This window comes from Thermoanaerobaculia bacterium, from assembly GCA_018057705.1.
Classification (GTDB): Bacteria; Acidobacteriota; Thermoanaerobaculia; order Multivoradales; family JAGPDF01; genus JAGPDF01.
Genome location: JAGPDF010000021.1, coordinates 1 through 15842, shown reverse-complemented (window position 1 = coordinate 15842; position 15842 = coordinate 1). Strand labels below are relative to the sequence as shown.

At 68.6% G+C, this 15842-nt stretch carries 13 protein-coding genes; 8 read left to right on the top strand and 5 right to left on the bottom strand.

Annotation, left to right across the window (positions count from 1 at the left end; genetic code table 11):
• Positions 1-21: 21 nt before the first annotated feature.
• The 8 genes from infB to KBI44_08950 all read left to right on the top strand — a co-directional run bounded on the left by infB (position 22) and on the right by KBI44_08950 (position 9340).
• Positions 22-3078, top strand: coding sequence for a translation initiation factor IF-2 (gene infB / locus KBI44_08985; protein ID MBP9144604.1), 3057 nt, complete (start codon positions 22-24; stop codon positions 3076-3078).
• 87 nt (positions 3079-3165) lie between these two features.
• On the top strand, positions 3166-3459 hold the full coding sequence (locus KBI44_08980) for a DUF503 domain-containing protein (protein MBP9144603.1): 294 nt from the start codon (positions 3166-3168) through the stop codon (positions 3457-3459).
• Positions 3456-3809, top strand: a complete 354-nt coding sequence (rbfA, locus tag KBI44_08975) for a 30S ribosome-binding factor RbfA (GenBank protein ID MBP9144602.1) — start codon at positions 3456-3458, stop codon at positions 3807-3809. The genes KBI44_08980 and rbfA overlap by 4 nt, the downstream gene beginning before the upstream one ends.
• The gene (locus KBI44_08970) at positions 3799-4788 is read left to right on the top strand and encodes a bifunctional oligoribonuclease/PAP phosphatase NrnA (protein ID MBP9144601.1); all 990 of its coding nucleotides are present in this window, start codon (positions 3799-3801) and stop codon (positions 4786-4788) included. The genes rbfA and KBI44_08970 overlap by 11 nt, the downstream gene beginning before the upstream one ends.
• Positions 4778-5734, top strand: a complete 957-nt coding sequence (gene truB, locus KBI44_08965) for a tRNA pseudouridine(55) synthase TruB (GenBank protein MBP9144600.1) — start codon at positions 4778-4780, stop codon at positions 5732-5734. The genes KBI44_08970 and truB overlap by 11 nt, the downstream gene beginning before the upstream one ends.
• A gap of 62 nt (positions 5735-5796) precedes the next feature.
• Positions 5797-6057, top strand: coding sequence for a 30S ribosomal protein S15 (rpsO, locus tag KBI44_08960; GenBank protein MBP9144599.1), 261 nt, complete (start codon positions 5797-5799; stop codon positions 6055-6057).
• Positions 6058-6196: 139 nt separating this feature from the next.
• Positions 6197-8452: a polyribonucleotide nucleotidyltransferase gene (pnp, locus tag KBI44_08955; GenBank protein ID MBP9144598.1), complete on the top strand. Its 2256-nt coding sequence runs from the start codon at positions 6197-6199 to the stop codon at positions 8450-8452.
• A gap of 117 nt (positions 8453-8569) precedes the next feature.
• Positions 8570-9340, top strand: coding sequence for a Nif3-like dinuclear metal center hexameric protein (locus tag KBI44_08950; GenBank protein ID MBP9144597.1), 771 nt, complete (start codon positions 8570-8572; stop codon positions 9338-9340).
• A 349-nt stretch (positions 9341-9689) separates the two neighbouring features.
• On the opposite strand, the gene KBI44_08945 is transcribed toward KBI44_08950, so the two are convergent.
• The 5 genes from KBI44_08945 to radC form a co-directional block, all read right to left on the bottom strand.
• Complete coding sequence (locus KBI44_08945; GenBank protein ID MBP9144596.1) at positions 9690-10481, bottom strand: TatD family hydrolase; 792 nt, start codon at positions 10479-10481, stop codon at positions 9690-9692.
• Entirely contained in the window at positions 10478-12634 is a 2157-nt protein-coding gene (metG, locus tag KBI44_08940) for a methionine--tRNA ligase subunit beta (GenBank protein ID MBP9144595.1), read from the bottom strand. Before metG ends, KBI44_08945 begins: the two co-directional genes overlap by 4 nt.
• A 69-nt stretch (positions 12635-12703) precedes the next feature.
• Positions 12704-13597: an Hsp33 family molecular chaperone HslO gene (locus tag KBI44_08935; GenBank protein MBP9144594.1), complete on the bottom strand. Its 894-nt coding sequence runs from the start codon at positions 13595-13597 to the stop codon at positions 12704-12706.
• 10 nt (positions 13598-13607) lie between these two features.
• On the bottom strand, positions 13608-15167 hold the full coding sequence (gene larC / locus KBI44_08930) for a nickel pincer cofactor biosynthesis protein LarC (GenBank protein ID MBP9144593.1): 1560 nt from the start codon (positions 15165-15167) through the stop codon (positions 13608-13610).
• Between the two features lie 9 nt (positions 15168-15176).
• Positions 15177-15842: DNA repair protein RadC (gene radC, locus KBI44_08925; protein MBP9144592.1), on the bottom strand; the 666-nt coding region annotated here is incomplete at its 5' end.

Below are 15842 nucleotides of genomic sequence, written 5' to 3'. Positions count from 1 at the left end.
GCCAGGAGAACGACGGAACATATGGGAAAGATTCGGGTCACCGACCTCGCGACGATGATGGGCGTGTCACACCAGGACCTGGTGTTCAAGCTGCGTTCCATCGGAGTTCGGGTCGAGGGTGAGGAAGCGGCAGTAGAGAGCGAAATCCTGCAGGCGATCCTTGCCGGAAAGAAGCTGGCCTCGCCGCGCGAAGTCATCATGGACGACTCGGCGCCGGAGGGTGCCGCGGCGGCAGCGCGCCGCCCGGGAGTACCGGCTCCTCCAGCCCCCGCGGCCCGTCGCACGACGGCCCTGCCGCCCCTGCGCCCGACGCGACCCCGCACGCTGATCCAGAAGGTCGAGCCCAAGATCAAGACGCTGCCCGCGAGCTCGGGAGACAAACTCCTGCCGGGCGCAGCGGGTGCTGCCGCCGACCCGATGCTGGCGGCCTTCGCCGCCGCGGAAGCGACGGCACAGATGCCGTCGCCCGTCGCGACAGTGCCGGGCCCGGAGGGTACCCCGGGCATCGGCGCCGACGCCGCACCGGCGGCTTCCGGCGAGACCCGGCCCGCGGCCGCTGCCGCTTCGCCGGCCGCTCCCGCGGCTTCGATGCCTTCGATGCCTTCGATGGCTCCAATGACTCCGATGAGTCCGACATCGCCGGCGGCGACGGCGAGCGCGACACCCGCGCAGCCGGTCGGAGCAGGAACGGCCGCGACGTTGGCCTCGCACACGCCCGGCGCCCCGGCCGGTCCGGCGGCGCGCCCGGTGCGCGGCGCCGTTTTGGTCCATCGCGCGACCGAGCCGTATCGTCCGACACCTCCCCCGCCGCGCCCGGGCTATCGCCCGAGCGGCCCCCCCGGAAGCAGCCGCCCGGGTGGCCCTCCCGGAAGCCGGCCCGGTGGCCCGCCGGGATCGCGTCCCGGTGGCCCTCCCGGATCTCGTCCGAGCGGCCCTCCCGGATCCCGTCCGCCTTACGCCGGCGGTGGCGCCGCCCGCCCGCCGATGGGCGGTCCCAGTCGTCCGGGTGGACCTCGTCCGCCCTCCTCGCCGCCGCCCTCTTCGCCGGGCAGCTCGAAGCGCGGCGACCAGCGCGGTCCCGACAGCGACAAGAAGAAGTCGAAGAAGGGTCGCAAGACCACGATCGAGATCCAGACTGCCGATATACGGAGCCTGCGCGGCTCCCTCGTCGAAATCGAGGACGTCGTCGACCAGTCGGTCGTTCCTTCGGGTTCGCAGGCGGCCCGCAGCCGGCGCCGCAAGGAAACGCGCGGCGACCAGGACCCGGAAGTCAACACGATCCGCAGCGGTCGCACCCTCGAGGATGGACCGATGGTCATCTCCGAGGGCATGACCCTGCGCGACTTCGCCGACCGCCTGCAAGTCAAGGCGAAGGATCTGATCGCCCTGCTCGTGCAGCGCGGCACCATGGCCAACATCAACTTCATCATCGAACCCGAGTTCGGCATCAAGCTGGTGAAGGAGTTCGGTCTGGAGCCCAAGGTCATGACCTTCGAGCAGGAAGTGCAGTCTTCAACGGCGCCGACGAAGGCCGAGGCCGATTCGGGCGCCATCGAGAAGCTCGCATCGCGCGCTCCGGTCGTCACGATCATGGGACACGTCGACCATGGCAAGACGTCGCTGCTCGACAAGATCCGATCCTCGAAGATCACCGAGGGTGAATTCGGCGGCATCACGCAGCACATCGGCGCCTATCACGTGGACGTGAACAACCGGCAGATCGTCTTCCTCGACACTCCCGGTCACGAGGCGTTCACCATGATGCGGGCGCGCGGAGCGCGCGTCACCGACATCGTCGTCTTGGTCGTCGCCGCCGATGACGGCGTCATGCCGCAGACCGCCGAAGCGATCGACCATGCCCGCGCCGCCGGGGTACCGATCGTGGTGGCCCTCAACAAGATCGACAAGTCCAACGCCAACCCCGACCGCGTCAAGCAGCAGCTCGCCGACCGCGGCCTGGCACCCGAGGACTGGGGCGGCCAGACCGTCGTCGTGCCGGTTTCCGCCATCAAGGGTGACGGCATCAACGAGCTGCTCGAGATGATCCTGCTCACCGCCGACATCCAGGATCTGAAGGCGAACCCCGACCGTGCCGGTCAGGGCATCGTGCTCGAAGCGCGCAAGGAGACCGGCCGCGGCATCATCGCGACCGTCCTGGTACAGAACGGCACCCTCAAAGTCGGCGACGTCTTCGTCGCCGGCTCGACCTGGGGCCGCGTGCGTTCGATGAGCGACGATCGCGGCAAGCGCGCGAACGAGTCCGGCCCGGCGACTGCCGCCGAGGTCACCGGATTCACCGACGTTCCCGAGGCCGGCGACACCTTCCAGGTCGTCCCGGACGAGCAGAAGGCGCGCAGCATCGTCGAGTTCCGCCAGCAGGAGACGCGCAAGAAGGACCTCGTCCCCACCGGCGCCCGGCTCTCGCTGCAGCAGCTCTTCAGCCAGATCGAGAAGGGCGAGGTCAAGGACCTGGCCGTGGTCCTCAAGGCCGACGTGCAGGGCTCCCTCGAAGTGCTGCGGGACGCGATCGAGAAGATCGGCACGGCGAAGGTGAAGACCACGGTGCTCCATAGCGGCGTCGGAGCGATCACCACCAACGACGTTCTGCTCGCGTCGGCCTCGAAGGCGATCATCGTCGGGTTCAACATCCGGCCGGAGAGAAACGCCGTCGAGCTCGCCGAGAAGGAGCAGGTGGAGATCCGCCTCTACACGGTGATCTACGAGCTGCTCGACGACCTCCGGAACGCCATGGTCGGGCTGCTCGAACCGACCTTCAAGGAAGTCTCGAAGGGCCGCGCCGAGGTCCGCGAGATCTATCGCGTTCCCAAGGTGGGGACCATCGCCGGCTGCCACGTTCTCGACGGCGTCATCCCGCGAGCCGCCCCCGTGCGGGTGATCCGCGATGGGCGCGTGGTCGTCGAAGGGAAGATCGTCTCGCTCAAGCGTTTCAAGGACGACGCTTCGGAAGTCCGCGCCGGCTTCGACTGCGGCATCGGTCTCGATCGTTTCCAGGACATGAAACCGGGCGACATCATCGAGGCCTTCGCCAAGGAAGAGATCGCTCCGACGCTCAACTAGGCCCTCGTCGGGGAGGCCGCGCCGGGCCCCTGCCCCGCGCGAAGCCTCCGGAGAGGAAGCCGGATTCGAACTGCGGAATCGCATCGCATGTACGTCGGCCTCGGAATTCTCGACCTCGAGCTCCCCCACGTCCACGATCTCAAGGCGAAGCGCCGGGTGGTGCGGAGCCTGATCGATCGCCTGCACGCGCGCCACCGGATCTCCGCCGCCGAAACCGGCCTGCACGACAGATTGCAGCGGGCCGAGATCGGAGTGGCGCTGGTGGCGGCGAACGAGGCCACCGCACAGCAGTTGCTGGACGAGGTCCTGCGGCTCGCCGACGACGAGGGTGAGGCGGTCGTCCTGGGCTGGGAGCCGCAGATTCTGGAGGAAGGTGGATGAGCCAACGAACCGATCGCGTCGCCGACTCGCTCCGCAAGGAGCTTTCGGTCCTCCTGATGCGCGAGGTGCGCGATCCTCGGGTCGCGCTCGCGACCATCTCGCGCGTGCAGGTCGCGAGAGACCTGGGTCACGCCCGCATCTGGATCTCCGTGCTGGGCGACGAAGAGACCCGCCAGCAGACGATGGCAGGCATCGAGCATGCCAAGGGCTTCCTGCGCAGTCAGATCGGACGCCGACTCAAGCTCCGGGTCACTCCGGAGCTCGCTTTCGAGCTCGATCGCGGCGCCGAATATCTGCAGGACATGACCGAGCTCCTCGACAAGCTGCACAAGGAACCGAGTGATACCTGAGAACCTGTCCTTGCTGCTCGGCAGCCATCGGCGCTTCCTCATCACCAGCCACGCCAATCCCGACGGCGACGCCATCGGTTCGGAGATCGGCCTGATGCGGCTTCTCCACCGCGCCGGCAAGGCGGCGCGGATCTGGAACTTCCACCCGACGCCGGGCACCTACCGGTCGCTGCCCGACAGCGCCGGGATCCACGTCGGCGCCGAGCCCCCCGCCGGCTTCCCCGCCGCGTTCGACTGTGCCGTCGTCCTCGAGTGCCCGACGCTCGACCGGACCGGCCTCGAGGAGCGGCTCGCACAGCTGCCGCTGGTGAACATCGATCACCACCTCGGGAATGCGCTCTATGGCGTGGCGAACTGGGTCGATACCGAAGCGCCCGCGGTCGGCGTCATGGTCGCCGCCCTCGCCCGCCGGCTCGGCATCGCGGTCGATCCGCAGACCGCCGACTGCCTGCTGCTGGCGCTGGTCAGCGACACCGGCGGCTTCCGCTTTTCCAACGCCACGCCGGCCGCCTTCGAGGCCGCGGCGACGCTCGTCCGCGAAGGGGCGCGGCCCGAGCAGGTCTCGCAGTGGCTGAACGAGAGCCAGCCCGAGGGCGCCGTGCGCCTGCTCGGCGAGTTGCTCGGCACTCTCGAGCTCCATGCCGGAGGGCGGGTCGCCTCGGTGCATCTGACGCTGGAGATGTTCCGTCGCGCCGGCGCCGTAGCTGGGGATTCCGAAGGTCTCGTCGACAGCCCGCGTTCGATCGCCGGCGTCGAGGCGGTCGCGATGCTGCGCGAGACCGGGCCCGGGCAATGGAAGGTCTCGCTGCGCAGCCGCGGACCTGTCGACGTCCAGGCGGTCGCCCAGCGCCGTGGCGGCGGGGGCCACAAGAACGCCGCCGGCTGCAAGGTGGAAGGCGAGCTCGCCGGGCTGAAGACGACTCTGGTCGCTGAGCTCGCGAGCGCTCTCGGGACTCTGGAGGTCGACCATGACGCTTGACGGGTTGCTGCTGGTCGACAAGGAGGGTGGCTGCACCTCGCACGACGTCGTGCAGATGGTGCGCCGGATCTTCAAGCAGAAGCGGGTGGGGCATTGCGGCACGCTCGATCCCGACGCCACCGGGCTGCTGCTCGTGACGATGGGACAGGCGACCCGGCTCACGCGCTTCCTGATCCAGGCGCGCAAAGTCTACGAGGGAACGATCACCTTCGGCCTGGAGACCGACACCTACGACGCCTCGGGCCGTCCGGTCGCCGAGCGACCGACCGAGGGTCTCACTGGCGAGGCGATCGACGCCGCGATGGCGACCTTCGCCGGCACCTTCGAGCAGCGGCTCCCGGCCTACAGCGCGCACAAGATCCAGGGCGTGAAACTTTACGAGATGGCGCGTCGGGGTGAGGAGATCCCGGTCGCCAGCAAGATGGTGACGGTGGATGAGTTCGTCCGGCTCTCCGATCTGGCCGAGAACCGGATCGACTTCCGCCTGACGTGCAGCTCCGGCACCTATGCGCGGAGCCTCGCCCACGACGTCGGCACCGCCGTCGGCACCGGCGCCCACCTCTCGAAGCTGCGCCGCACGCGGATCGGCAAGCCCGGGCTCTGGTTCGACGTCGGGCAGGCCCTGACGCTCGCCGAGGCGAACCGGCGCAACGCCGGCGGAATTGCCCTCGAATCGGCCTTTCTGCCCCTGGCCGCGATCCCCCTGCCGTTCATCACGGCAACCCTCGACGCACTGCAGGAGCGCCGGGCGGTCAATGGCCAGACGGTGATTCTCTCGGCCCTCGGCGGTTCGGCCGGCGAGTGGGTGCGGATGGTCGACCGGGTCGGCGAGCTGGTTGCCGTCGGCTCGGTGGTCGAGGCCATCGGGAACGGCGGCACGGCCGTCCTCCAGCCGCGTATCGTGTTCAAGGGCGGCCCCGACGTGGTAAGCTTTTCGAGGATATAGACAAAGGGCCCCCAAAACCGGGCGATACCAAGCGATCGCCACCCCACAGAAGGAGAAGAGACTTGCATCAGGAAAAGGCAGAGATCATCCGGGATTTCCGGATTCACGAGACCGACACCGGCTCGACCGACGTGCAGATCGCGCTGCTCACCCAGCGGATCAACGAGCTCACCGGGCACTTCAAGACCCACACCAAGGATCACCACAGCCGCCGCGGTCTGCTGAAGCTCGTCGGCCAGCGCCGCCGCCTGCTCGACTACATGAAGCGGCGGGACGCCGACCGCTACCGCCAGGTCATCGAGCGCCTGGGAATCCGCAAGTAGCTCTCTTCCTACCCCTCGGACCCCCTCCGATCGGCGGCGGGAACGCACCCGGTCCACGGCTTCCCCACGGGGATCCGGTGACCGGGCCGCCGTTCCCGACCCGCCGTTCATGCAGCTCAATGAAGATCAAGGAAAATCAATGAAAACGCAGAGAACCGTTCAGGTCGGCTCGGAGAGTCTCTCTCTGGAAACCGGCCACATCGCCAAGCAGGCTCACGGCGCTTGCGTCGTCCGCCTCGGCGACACCGTCGTCCTCACCACCGCCTGCATGCAGGCGAGCACCCTGCCGCGCGACTTCCTGCCGCTGACCGTCGACTACCGCGAGTACGCCTACGCGGCAGGCCGGATCCCCGGCGGATTCTTCAAGCGCGAAGGACGCTCGACCGAGAAGGAGACGATCACCGCCCGCATGATCGACCGGCCGCTGCGCCCGCTGTTTCCCCCGGGCTACACCGCCGAGACGCAGATCATCTCGTTCGTACTCTCCGCCGACGGCGAGCACGATCCGGACATCCTGGCGATCAACGGCGCCTCGACGGCGCTCGTCCTCTCCGAGATCCCGTTCTACAACCCCATCGCCGCGGTGCGCGTTGGTCTGATCGACGGCCAGGTGGTCTTCAATCCGACCAACAGCCAGCGCGACGTGGCCGACCTCGACCTGGTGGTCGTCGGCTCGGAGGCGGCGGTCATGATGGTCGAGGCCGGCGCCAATCAGCTCTCCGAGCAGACCCTGCTCGACTGCATCTGGGCGGGCCACGCCGAGCTGCAGAAGGTCATCCAGGCCCAGATTTCGATGTTCCGCGAGCGCGGGCTCTCGAAGCCGGCATGGACCGCCCCGGAGGCCTATCCGCAGGAGCTTTACAACGAGGTGCGGGGCGCCATCCACTCGCAGCTCAAGGCCGCCCTCCACACCCAGGGCAAGTTCGAGCGCAAGGACGCCGTCTCGACGGTCGTGAAGGGGTACCTCGGCACGATCCCCGAGGACAATCCCACCAAGCGCTCGGCGGCCAAGAAGGTCATCGAGACGCTCGAGGAAGAGACGCTCTACGACTCGGTGCTCAACGACCGCAACCGCTTCGATTCGCGCAAGCTGGACGAGATCCGCGCCATCGATATCGAGGTCGGAGTGCTGCCCCGGACGCACGGCTCGGCGCTCTTCACTCGCGGCGAGACGCAGGCGCTCGCCACGGTCACGCTCGGCACCCAGCGCGACGCCCAGATCATCGAGGAGTACGAGGGCGAGAGCAAGCAGAAGTTCCTCCTGCACTACAACTTCCCGCCCTTTTCGGTCGGTGAGGTCAAGTTCCTGCGCGGTGCCTCCCGGCGCGAGATCGGGCATGGCGTCCTCGCCCGCCGGGCCCTGCTGCCGGTGCTGCCGAACGAAGAGGACTTCCCGTACACCATCCGCGTCGTCTCCGACATCCTGGAGTCGAACGGCTCGTCGTCGATGGCGACGGTCTGCGGCGGCTCTCTGGCTCTCTTCGACGCCGGCGTGCCGCTGCTCGCGCCGGTCGCGGGCGTCGCGATGGGTCTCGTTCAGCGCGGCGACAACTTCGCCGTCCTGACCGACATCGCCGGCCAGGAGGACCACTACGGCGACATGGACTTCAAGGTCGCCGGCACCCGCAAGGGCATCACCGCCCTGCAGATGGACATCAAGGTCGGCGGCGTCTCGAAATCGGTCATGGAGACCGCCCTCGAGCAGGCCCGCATCGGCCGGCTGCACATCCTCGGCAAGATGGAGGCGATCATCGGCACCCCGCGTGTCGACCTCTCCGACTTCGCGCCGCGGCTCTACACGATCCAGATCAACAAGGAGAAGATCCGCGACATCATCGGACCCGGTGGCAAGACGATCCGCTCGATCGTCGAGGAGACCGGTTGCCAGGTCGAGGTCGAGAACGACGGCCGCGTGATCATCGCCTCGCCCAACGCCGAAGCCGCCAAGCGCGCGATCCAGATGGTCGAGCGCCTGACCCAGGTGCCGGAGATCGGAAAGATCTACACCGGCAGTGTCCGCCGCGTCGAAGCCTACGGCTGCTTCGTCGAGATCATGCCCGGCACGGATGGCCTCGTCCACATCAGCGAGCTCGCTCCCTACCGGGTCCGCGAGACCAGCGACGTGGTCAAGGAGGGCGACGAGCTCACGGTCAAGGTCATCGACATCGACGACACCGGCCGCGTCCGTCTCTCCCGCAAGGCGGTCATCGTCGAAGCTCCGGACTACGATCCGGCACAGTACGCCGGCATGGGAATGAGCGAAGACGAGCGCCCGCCCCGGGCCGACGGTCCGCCGGCGGGTCGGGGCGGAGATCGCGGCGGCCGCGGTGGCCGTCCGGAGCGCGGCGGCCGCAGCGGTGGCGGTGGCCGCGATTCGCGCGGTCCGCGTCGCTGACGCGACTGCAGAACTGGAACTAGAATTGGGCCGGGTCGGCAACGATCCGGCCCTTTTTTCATCTGTCCGGGCGAGAGCGTCCGGAAGGGTTTGAAAGCCCAGGAAATCGAGGCCACGATGGCACACGGAGAGCTTTCGATCACCGAACTGTCGGATCACCTCGATCGGCTGCTGGAGGCCGCCGCAGGCAAGGACTTCGGTCCGAACGGTCTGCAGGTCCAGGGGCGCCGCCCGATCCGCAAGATCGCGACGGGGGTCTCCTCCTGCGTCGAGCTCTTCGAGCGCGCCCGCGACGCCGGCGCCGACGCGGTTCTGGTCCATCATGGGCTCTTCTGGGACGGCATGCCGCGCCAGCTCACGGGGCACACCTACGCCCGCGTCGCGACGCTCCTCGAGGCCGGGATCCACCTGCTCGCCTACCATCTGCCGCTCGACCGCCATCCGGAGCTGGGCAACAACATTCTCGCCGTGAAGCGGCTCGGGCTCTATTCGGTCGAGCCGTTCGCCGACTACCATGGCCTGCCGATCGGCTTCCGCGGCCGCTATCCCGAGCCGGTCTCCCGCGAGGAGCTGGTCACGCGCTGCCGCACCGTCTTCGGCCAGGAGCCGCTCGCCTTCCTTCATGGCCCGGAGGAGATCTCGACCGTGGGCATGGTGAGCGGCGGCGCCGCCGGCGAGCTTCATCAGGCGATCGCCGCCGGCCTCGACGCCTACATCACCGGCGAGCCGACCGAATGGGTGATGAACGTGGCGAAGGAGAGCCGCATTCACTTTCTCGCCGTCGGCCACTACGCCAGCGAACGTCTCGGCATCCAGGCCCTGGGCGACCACCTCGCCGCCCGCTTCGGCCTCACCCACGAATTCATCGACATCCCCAACCCCGTCTGACCCGGGACACACAAACGGGACACACAAATGGGACGCACGCCGGTGTGTGTCCCATTTGTGTGTCCCGGCCAGCCCGCGTGGTCGCGTGCTCGGGCGCTCGGGATCCAAAGCGGGCTCCTATTTGAAGCGTGGTCGCCCACTTTGGATCCCGAGCGCCCTTCGCCTCGCGGTGAGCCGGCGCTGAAAGGCAGTTCCTTCGCCACCCTTCCTACCAGGGCTGGCCGAACCCGCAGCTGGGGACATGTAGCCGCCTCAAGTTAGCGCCCGAACCGACCCAGAAAGCCCCAAGGCGGATACGTGTCCCCGGCGTACCAAGACGGACCGGACAGGACCCCGAGCGAGCGGACGACTAGGCTGAGGCTTCGGCCTTCGCAAAAAAGCGGAAGAAATTCTCCGTCGTGAGCGCCGCCGTCGCCGCGAGGTCGAGGCCGAGCTCGAGGCCCAGCCGCGTCGCGATCTCGACGATGAACGACGGTTCGTTGGGCTTGCCGCGATGGGGCACCGGCGCCAGGTACGGGGTGTCGGTCTCGACCAGGAAGCGGTCGTGCGGCGTTCCCGGGATGACCTCGCGGACGTTGTCCGCTTTGGGAAACGTGACCATCCCCGACATGCCGAGCATGCAACCGTGGGCCACGACGGTCTCGCCCATCTCGCGGCCGCCGGCGAACGAATGGAAGTCGGCCTTCAGGGTAGCGAACTCCGGCTCGGCGAGGATCGCGAGCATGCGCTCGTTCGAGTCGCGGTTGTGGACGATCGCCGGCAGGTCGAGCTCGACCGCGACTCGCCATTGCGCTCGCAGGACATCTTCCTGCACCTCGCGCGGCGCGTGGTCGTAGAAGAAGTCCAGCCCGCACTCCCCCACTGCGACCACTTTCGGGTCGGCGAGAAGATCGCGCAACCGGGCTTCGTCGCCCGATTGCCAGCTCGCCGCCTCGTGTGGGTGCACGCCGATGGCGCACCAGACGTTTTCCTGCGAGTGGCAGAGCGCGAGCAACGTTTCGGCCTGGTCGAGCTCGGTCGCCGGCACCAGGAATCCCTCGACGCCGCGCGCCCGGGCGCGCCCGATGGCGGCCGCCTGCTCCGCCGGATCGAGATACTGCAGGTGGCAGTGCGAGTCGATGAGGAAAGGGCGCGAGCTCACTTCACGCGCGTTCCGTTCGCCGCTCCTGTGGCGTGCGGTCGGACGAGGATCGGCTTGCCGTCGGCATCGGTCGCTGCGAGGATCATGCCGCGCGATTCGACGCCCATGAGCTTCGCCGGCTTGAGATTGGCCACGACGACGACCTGTTCGCCCACCAGCTCTTCCGGCGCGTACGCCTTGCCGATGCCGGCCACGAGCTGGCGCGGCGTCTCTTCGCCGAGGTCGACCAGGAGGCGGATCAGCTTGTCGGACTTCGGCACCCGCTCGGCGAACCGGACCGTGCCGACCTTGAGCTCGGTGGCGAAGAATTGGTCGATTGAGACCTCGGCTCCCACCGCCGCAGCAGCCGGCGCGACCGCGGTTGCAGCTGCCGAAGCAGGAGTGGAGGTCTCTGCAGCCGCCGCCGGAGGTGTCGTCCCCGGCGCGGACGAGTGGATTTCGGACATGAACTTCTCCTTGTCGATTCTCGGAAAGAGCGGCGCCAGCTCCGGCAGCGGCGCGGAAGTGGGCGTGCCGCCCCAGGCCATGGCGTCGAGATTCTCCGTCACGGTGCCCGTGCCGACCGCCGCGAGCACCTGGCGCGCCACGGTCGGCATGAACGGCAGCAGGCCGGTAGCGACGATGCGCACTGCCTCGAGTCCGTTCCAGAGGATGCGCGAGAGCGCGTCGGTCGCGCCCTCGGCCTTGACCATCTTCCACGGCTCGCGGACGACCAGATACTGGTTCGCTTCGGCGAGCAGCCGCCAGAGCGCCCGCAGGGCGTCCTGGAAGGCCAGCTGGTCCATCGCCGCGCGATAGTCGGCGACGACCTGGCGGGCGACCGGGATGAGCGGATTTTCGTCGCACGAGAGCGGCGGGGTCCGTCCGTCAAACGCCCCGCGCGTCACCCTCACGACGCGGCTCGCGGTGTTGCCGAGGTCGTTCGCGAGGTCGCTGTTGAAGCGGTCGACGAACGCCTCGTCGGAGAAGTTGGCGTCCTGCCCGAAAACCATCTCCCGGAGCAGGTAATAGCGCAGCGCGTCGGGCCCGAAACGCGCCACGAGATCGTCCGGCCGCACGACGTTGCCGACCGACTTCGACATCTTCTTCGAGTCGCGCAGCCACCAGCCGTGCGCCCAGACCTGGGTCGGGAGCGGCAGCCCGGCAGACATCAGGAAGGCCGGCCAGTAGACCGCGTGAAAGCGCAGGATGTCCTTGCCCATCAGATGGACGCGAGTCGGCCCAGTGGTCTCGTCAGGAGAATTGCTCCAAAAGGACCGGTAAAGGGAGGACGCAGGCTCGGCTTCGGGGGCTCGTGCGTCGGCGCCGGCTGCGGGCGTTCCGCGCTCGCCGACGGCGCGCTCCTGCACCGCCGCCTCGATCGCCCCCCCCTTGTTCGAGCCTTTCGCATTCAGCCCGTCAGGACCGTGGGGAGCCCCGGCCGTTGCGCCTTCGGCGCCGAAGCCGAGCGCGGTGATGTAGTTCGCCAGCGCATCCAGCCAGACGTAGACGGTGTGGCCGGGATAGCCCGGGAACGGGATCCCCCAGGCGAGCCCGGTGCGGCTGACCGAGAGGTCGCGCAGGCCCGACTCGACGAACGAGCGCACTTCGTTCCGGCGCGTTTCGGGGCGGATCGCCTCGGGGTTGGCGTCGATCCAGTCGAGCAGCGGCTGCTGGTACTTCGCCAGCCGGAAGAAGACGTTCTCCTCCGACTTCCATTCGACGGCGGCGCCGTGCACCGGGCACTTCTGTCCCGGCGAGAGCTCCTTCTCGGTGTAGAAGAGCTCGCAGGGCGAGCAGTACCAGCCTTCGTGCTTCGCGAGATAGAGATCACCCGCCGCCTCGATCCGCCGGATGAGCTCGACGACGCCCTGTTCGTGGCGCGGCTCGCTCGTGCGGATGAAATCATCGTGCGAGATACCGAAGGTCTTCCAGAGCTCGTGGTAGCGGGCCACGACCTTGTCGGCAAGCTGCAGCGGGGTGACTCCTTCGCGCGCCGCCGCGCGCTCGATGTTCTGGCCGTGTTCGTCGGTCCCGGTCAGGAACCGAACGTCGTCGCCCGCCATCCGGCGGTAGCGCGCCAGGGTGTCGGCGACGACGGTGGTGAAGATATGCCCGATGTGGGGCAGATCGTTGACGTAGTAGATCGGGGTGGTGAGGTAGTAGGGCGGCATTCGGATGTTCCTGCCTCTCGCTGGGCAGGCAGTCTATCAGCGCTCTCCGCCCCGGAGCCCTGGCAGACGCTAACTCGTCGCGAGCTCGCCTCGCTGAAAGAGGTAGCGCGCGCCGCAGTACGAACACTCCGCCTCGACGCGCCCCTCGTCGTCGCGGATCGAGTCGAAGTCCTCGGGAGGCAGCCCGACGAGACTGCCGAGCAGCCCCTCGCGGCTGCAACTGCAGCGGAATCGGACCTCCCGGCGATCGATGAGCTCCGGCTCGAGGCCATGGAGCACATCGTCGCGGAGCTCGGCGAGGCCGCCGCGCCCGATCGTCCGGCTGACGCCGCCGATCCGCGCCAGATTCAACTCGAGCTGTTCGACCGCATCTTCACGCGCGCCGGGCATCACCTCGACGATCATCCCGCCCGCGGCGCGGATCCCTTCCGGTCCCTCCAACACGCCGACCAGGACGACCGACTGGGTCTGCTCGCTCTGCTCCAGGAAGTGCGCCAGGTCGAGACCGATCTCGCCCGACTCGAGCGCCACCTGGCTCTCGTAGGAGCTGCCGTCGATGAGCTCGCGGCGGACGCGCAGGAGCCCCCGGCCCACCGCCTCGGCGATCCGCAGTCCCGCCTTGCGCTCGCCCGCCTGCCCTTCCGCGGGCTCGGGCAAAGCGACGTGCGGCTCCCCCACCAGCCCGCGGAGGTTGCCTTCGCTGTCGACCTCGGCAACGATCTTGCCGATCGGTCCGTCGCCGGTGACGGTCAAGGTGAGCCGTCGCGAAGCGCGCACCGAGAGCCGCAGCAGGAGGGTCGCGCCGGCCATCGCGCGACCGAGCGCCACCGCGGCGATCGGCGACAGATCGTGGCGCTGGCGCGCCTCTTCCACCGCTGGAGTCAGGTCGACCGCCGCCCAGCGCAAGCTGACTTCGCCGGCGACGCCGTACTCGAGCGAGCCGACCTGCAGTAGCTTCTTCAAGAAAAGTACCTCACAAGGAAAACGACGCCGCGGCGGCTTCGACCAGCGCAGCTTCGTGGACTGCCCGCCAGGTGGTTCCAGCGACTTCCGCCAGGCGCCTGCAGTCCTCGTACTCCGGTGCATTGGAGATCGTTCGGCCGAGGAATCGGGAGCGCTTGACCCGAACATCACCGAAGCGGGTCGTCAGCGTGACGATCTCGCGCTCGGCCTCGAAACGCCCGGTGGCCTGAAATCGACAACCGAGGGAGCCGGTCTCGGCGAGCAGGATCCCCGAAAGGCGCTCGAGGTCCGGACGCCGGCTGAGCATCGTCAACAGGATTCCTGGCCGGCCCTTCTTCATCTGCACCGGCGTCATGTACACGTCGAGAGCGCCCTCGGCGATCAGTCGGGTCATGGCATGCCCGAGCCCTTCGCCGGAGAGATCGTCGATTTCGCACTCGACGACCAGGACCTCCCTGTTCGTTTCGTCGCTCGCGGTCGCCGGCCAGGAGCTCCCCGAGATCAACCGCACGGCGTTCGGCCGGCCGGCGGTCTCCTTGCGGCCGAGACCGTACCCCACGCCGGAGACGAGCAGCGTCGGCAGTTCCACGAACTCATCCACCAGCTCGACGAGCAGCACCGCTCCGGTCGGTGTCAGGAGCTCGCCCACCGAACGGTCGCTGCCGTAGACCGGCAGCCCGCGCATGAGCTCGGCGACCGCCGGCGGCGGCACCGGCAGGAGGCCGTGCGCGCCGCGCACCGTGCCGCCGCCGAGGTTCACCGCGCCGCAGGTGATCCGCCGCGGCGCCAGCCACTCGACCGCCGCCGCGGCTCCCACGAGGTCGACGATCGAATCGACCGCCCCCACCTCGTGAAACTGCACGCGCTCGACCGCCATGCCGTGCGCCTTCGCTTCGGCCTCCCCCAAGCGGTGAAAGAGCGCGCGGGCGCGCGACTTCACCGCCGGCGCGAGCCCGCTCGAATCGATGAGCTCCAGGATCTCCGCCAGGTTACGGCCGTGGGCATGGTCCTGGTCTTGGTCACGGTGGTGCTGGTGTCCGTATCCAGCCTCGGGCGCAGGAGCAGGCGAGGCCTCAGAAAAAGCTTGCTGGTAGAGGGGGTGGTCCGCGTCGCGTTCGTGGCCAGGCTCGGCTGCCACGAAGCCCGCTTCGTCGGAGCGCGAGTGCGCGTGCGAACGCGAATGAGGCTCCGCATGAGGGTGATCGTGCGGATGAGGGTGTCCGCCCGCCGCACCGCCGCTGCGGCTGCCACCATCATTTACCGAGAGCTTTGCTTCTTGTTGCCTTGCTGCTGAAAGTACCTTCGATCGCCCTTCCACGGCGGACTCAGGGTCCAGCTCCTCCGGATCGGGTCCCTCGACCGGTTTGCCATGGTCGAGGACGCGGAACCGCGTGCCGGCGAAGCCGGCGCGGGTGGTCTTTCGCGACTCGATGGAGATGCCGTGCAGGTTCAGGCTGGCGACGGCCTCCGCGACGACACTCGACGGCATCCCCATGTCGAGGCAGGCGCCGAGGAACATGTCTCCCGCCAGGCCGCTGAAGCAATCGAGATGGAGGTCCTTGCCGCGCACCGCCCGAAATTACCATGCGCCGCGCTCACGCAGGGAAACCCAGCGCCCGACGCCGCCCAGGATCAGGTGGTCGACCAGCCGCACACCGACGAGCTCGCCGCCTTCGGCGAGACGCCGGGTGAAGGCGAGGTCCTCCGGACTTGGACTCGGATCGCCGGAGGGATGGGTGTGGAAGACGACCATGCCGCAGGCACCGTGCAGCAACCCCTCTTTGAGGATCGCCCGCGGCTCGACCGCCGCGCGGTTGACGGTGCCACGATAGAGCTCGCGCTCGGCGAGGAGGCGATTGCGCGTGTCGAGGTAGAGGGCGCCCATCACCTCCTGGTCACGCACCCCGTAGCGCAGCGCGAGGTAGCTCGCGACCGCGGCCGGCGCCCCGAGGACGGCGCGCTCGACGGCGTCGTTCCTCGCCAGGCGCCGCCCGACCTCGGCGGCGGCAAGTAGTGCTGCCGCCTTGGCCTCGCCGAGTCCTTTGCGCAGGAGCCCCTGCGCCCCCGTCCCGGCGAGGCCGGGCAGACCGCCGATCGCCGTCAGGATCTCGCGCGCCACCTCGAGGGCCGACGCTCCCGGCCGCCCGGTGCGCAGCAGGATCGCCAGCAGCTCGGCGTCGCCCAACGCCCGCGCCCCCTGCGCCAGCAGCCGCTCCCGCGGCCGCTCGTCCGCCGGCAGCTCACG

Bases quoted from the DNA above. Each gene is read 5' to 3' on its own strand.
- infB (MBP9144604.1), top strand. From the start codon at position 22: ATGGGAAAGATTCGGGTCACCGACCTCGCGACGATGATGGGCGTGTCA.
- KBI44_08980 (MBP9144603.1), top strand. From the start codon at position 3,166: ATGTACGTCGGCCTCGGAATTCTCGACCTCGAGCTCCCCCACGTCCAC.
- rbfA (MBP9144602.1), top strand. From the start codon at position 3,456: ATGAGCCAACGAACCGATCGCGTCGCCGACTCGCTCCGCAAGGAGCTT.
- truB (MBP9144600.1), top strand. From the start codon at position 4,778: ATGACGCTTGACGGGTTGCTGCTGGTCGACAAGGAGGGTGGCTGCACC.
- pnp (MBP9144598.1), top strand. From the start codon at position 6,197: ATGAAAACGCAGAGAACCGTTCAGGTCGGCTCGGAGAGTCTCTCTCTG.
- KBI44_08950 (MBP9144597.1), top strand. From the start codon at position 8,570: ATGGCACACGGAGAGCTTTCGATCACCGAACTGTCGGATCACCTCGAT.
- metG (MBP9144595.1), bottom strand. From the start codon at position 12,634: ATGCCGCCCTACTACCTCACCACCCCGATCTACTACGTCAACGATCTG.